This window comes from Bartonella queenslandensis AUST/NH15, assembly GCF_000312585.1.
GTDB lineage: Bacteria > Pseudomonadota > Alphaproteobacteria > Rhizobiales > Rhizobiaceae > Bartonella > Bartonella queenslandensis_A.
The window spans coordinates 2,817-5,687 of the sequence record NZ_HE998007.1; the positions used below are offsets into that span (position 1 = coordinate 2,817).

Annotated in this window: 2 protein-coding genes; one reads left to right on the forward strand and one right to left on the reverse strand. The window is 39.0% G+C overall.

All coding sequences use genetic code 11. The annotated features are described in order from the left end of the window. Positions 1 to 164: 164 nt before the first annotated feature. On the forward strand, positions 165 to 1,592 hold the full coding sequence (locus BN338_RS06910) for an MFS transporter (protein ID WP_039760394.1): 1,428 nt from the start codon (positions 165 to 167) through the stop codon (positions 1,590 to 1,592). A 45-nt stretch (positions 1,593 to 1,637) separates the two neighbouring features. On the opposite strand, the gene BN338_RS06915 is transcribed toward BN338_RS06910, so the two are convergent. Then, complete coding sequence (locus BN338_RS06915) at positions 1,638 to 2,837, reverse strand: MFS transporter (protein ID WP_039760395.1); 1,200 nt, start codon at positions 2,835 to 2,837, stop codon at positions 1,638 to 1,640. Positions 2,838 to 2,871: the final 34 nt, after the last annotated feature.

Consider the following 2,871-nt stretch of genomic DNA (forward strand, 5'->3'; position numbering starts at 1 on the left):
CTCGATAAAATTGATGAAAATCTCAAAAAAGCAATGGATAATTAAGTTTATTACTTAAATTAAAATTCAAAGCTCTAAATAGAGCTTTGAATTTCTCTTGGCAAATTTAAAGAACTGCCTTATAAGTAAAAAAAAGGGTAAGTTTTTATTAAATAGCAAAAATAGTGAAAAAACAAAGCTGGTCTGCGCTTTTATTGGGTAAAAATGGTCTTTGCTTTTTGACGTTTATGGGAGGGGTGGTGTTGCATGCCACCAACGTTTATATTGTTATTACTATTTTGCCCTCTCTTATGAATCATATTGGGAGTGAAATATATTATTCTTGGGTAGCGACTGTCTTCATTACAGCTTCGCTCGTGGGGACTTCACTTGCAACGAAAATACTAGGGAAATTAGGTCCTCGCAACGCTTATGTTATCTCTGGACTTATCTTTACCCTAGGAACTCTTCTGTGCAGTATTTCTTCATCTATGCCATTATTTTTAATAGGACGCGTTATTCAAGGATTTGGAAGTGGTTCTCTGTTATCCCTATCCTATTCTATGGTACGTATCGTTTTCAGCCCATCTTTATGGTCACACGCATTAAGTATTATTTCCGGAATGTGGGGAATATCGACCTTGTTAGGGCCAGCGATCGGGGGGCTTTCTGTATATTATGGTCTATGGCGCGCATCCTTTTGGATCATTGGTGTATTAGCTATATTCTTCTCACTCATCGCCTTTAAATTTTTACCAAAAAAGAATGAAAACAATGTCCCAACATCCCCTCTCCCTCTTCTCCAACTTCTCACACTCACCTTATTGATTTTTATCATTTCTGTTGGAGGGGCTATGGAGTCGACGATGGCAAAAGTTTGCGGGCTCGTTATCGGATTGAGTCTTCTCTTGGTTCTAGCAAAAATCGAATCATCGTCCCTTCATCCTATGTTGCCACACCAAACCTTTTCTTTTTCTTCTGAAATTTTCCCTGTTTACGCATTGATACTTGTTATGACAACCGTTGTATATAGTATGGAACTTTATTTTCCACTCTTTCTTCAAGAGCTTCATGGGCAAGCTCCACTTATTGCTGGTTATATAGCAGCACTTATGAGTCTAGGATGGACATGTGGAGCCCTCTCAAGTGTTGGTGTCTCCACAAAAAAAATTCGCAACATCATCGTATACTCCCCCTTATTAAAACTGTTAGGCATCACTATCCTTTTATGGCTCATTCCAACAGAAGTCTCCACCCTTCAATATATTTTTATTATTTGCTTAGCACTATTTTCTATTGGGATCAGTGCAGGCATAGCATGGCCCCATTTGCTCACTAGGATCTTACAATGTGCAAATGATGAAGATGCTCTTCGTGCCAGTGAATCCCTTACCTCTGTACAACTATTTTCAGCGGCTTTAAGCGCAACTCTAGCAGGAGTGATCACCAATCTTGCTGGGCTCTTTAATCCTGGAGGAACAATAGGAATGATCTTAGCAGCAAAAACTCTTCTTATAGTGCTCATGGGACTTTTATTTTGCCTTGCTATTCCATTAGCGTTACGCATTTCTTACTGCATATTAAAAAATCCAACAGGATATTCCAATAACTAAAAAATAAATATAGAAATTCCTTCTTTATTCAAAATAAGAAAAATATTAAACATGCTTCTCCATAGACCATGAGATGCAAAAAACCATTAATCCACACAAAGTTAGAACACTCCCTAAAACAGCTGTATATTCATAACTATAGCCCAATTTTAAAACCAAAGCTCCAGCTTCTGCACCAAGAGCGTTGGCAATATTAAAAGCAGACTGCATTAATGCTCCTGCCAAAATCTGCCCCTGTAGTGCAACATCCATAATTTTTGTTTGTATAGAAGGCATAGCCGCAAAAGAAGTGCCCACCAAAAAGCACCCTATTGCTGCTGTTAACGGAGCATAGGATAAAAAGAAAAACAGGAAAAAAACAAATACGCTCCAAAGCATAGAAAAAAATATCATCGGTGAAATGCCTATTTTAATAGCCAATTTAGGCCCCAAGAGATTTCCTACAACCATCCCCAATCCCACTAAAGGCATGATAAAGGGCACCCACTCAAGCGAAACACCAGAAATATGCATGAGTGTTGACTTAATATACGTGAAAACAGAAAATAATCCTGACGCTCCCACCGAAACCATTGCCAAAAGAAGCCACACCTGCTTTTGTTTTAATGCACCCATTTCGTGTAAAGGACTCGTTCTTAAAGTCCTTGAATCGCAAGGTAAAAAATTCCAAATAAGCAAACAACACAATAAAGCAATCATACCCACAAGGATAAATGCAATCTGCCAACCAATAAGTTGCCCAATCCAAGTAGCCCCTGGTGCTCCCAAAACGGTTGCAATCGTTAAGCCAAGCATAACAGACCCAACCGCTTTAGAACGTTCATTCATTTCTACCATTGAAGCGGCAACCATAGCCGCAAGTCCGAAATAGATACCATGGGGAAGACCACTGAGAAAGCGTAATGCAACTAATATGCTAAAATCAGAAAAAAAAGCACTAGCAATATTTGCTAAGGCATAAAAAAACATCAACCCCATCAAAACAATTTTGCGCGATATCTGAGCTGTTGCAACAGCTAAAAGAGGCGCTCCAATCACAACCCCTAATGCATAAGCAGAAATGTATTGCCCCGCAGTAGGAATATCAACATATGAACTTCGTGCCATCTCCGGCAAGAGTCCCATTGCAACAAACTCTGCAGTCCCAATAGCAAAACTCCCCACTGCAAGAGCTAAAATTGCTAAACGCCGTATTCTCGAATTAATCCCCAATGCAAGAATGTTTTGTTTATGAGAATCCTTCATATCATCACTTCTGGATAAAATTTTAGCTGTAGAT

Bases quoted from the DNA above. Each gene is read 5' to 3' on its own strand.
- BN338_RS06915 (WP_039760395.1), bottom strand. From the start codon at position 2,837: ATGAAGGATTCTCATAAACAAAACATTCTTGCATTGGGGATTAATTCG.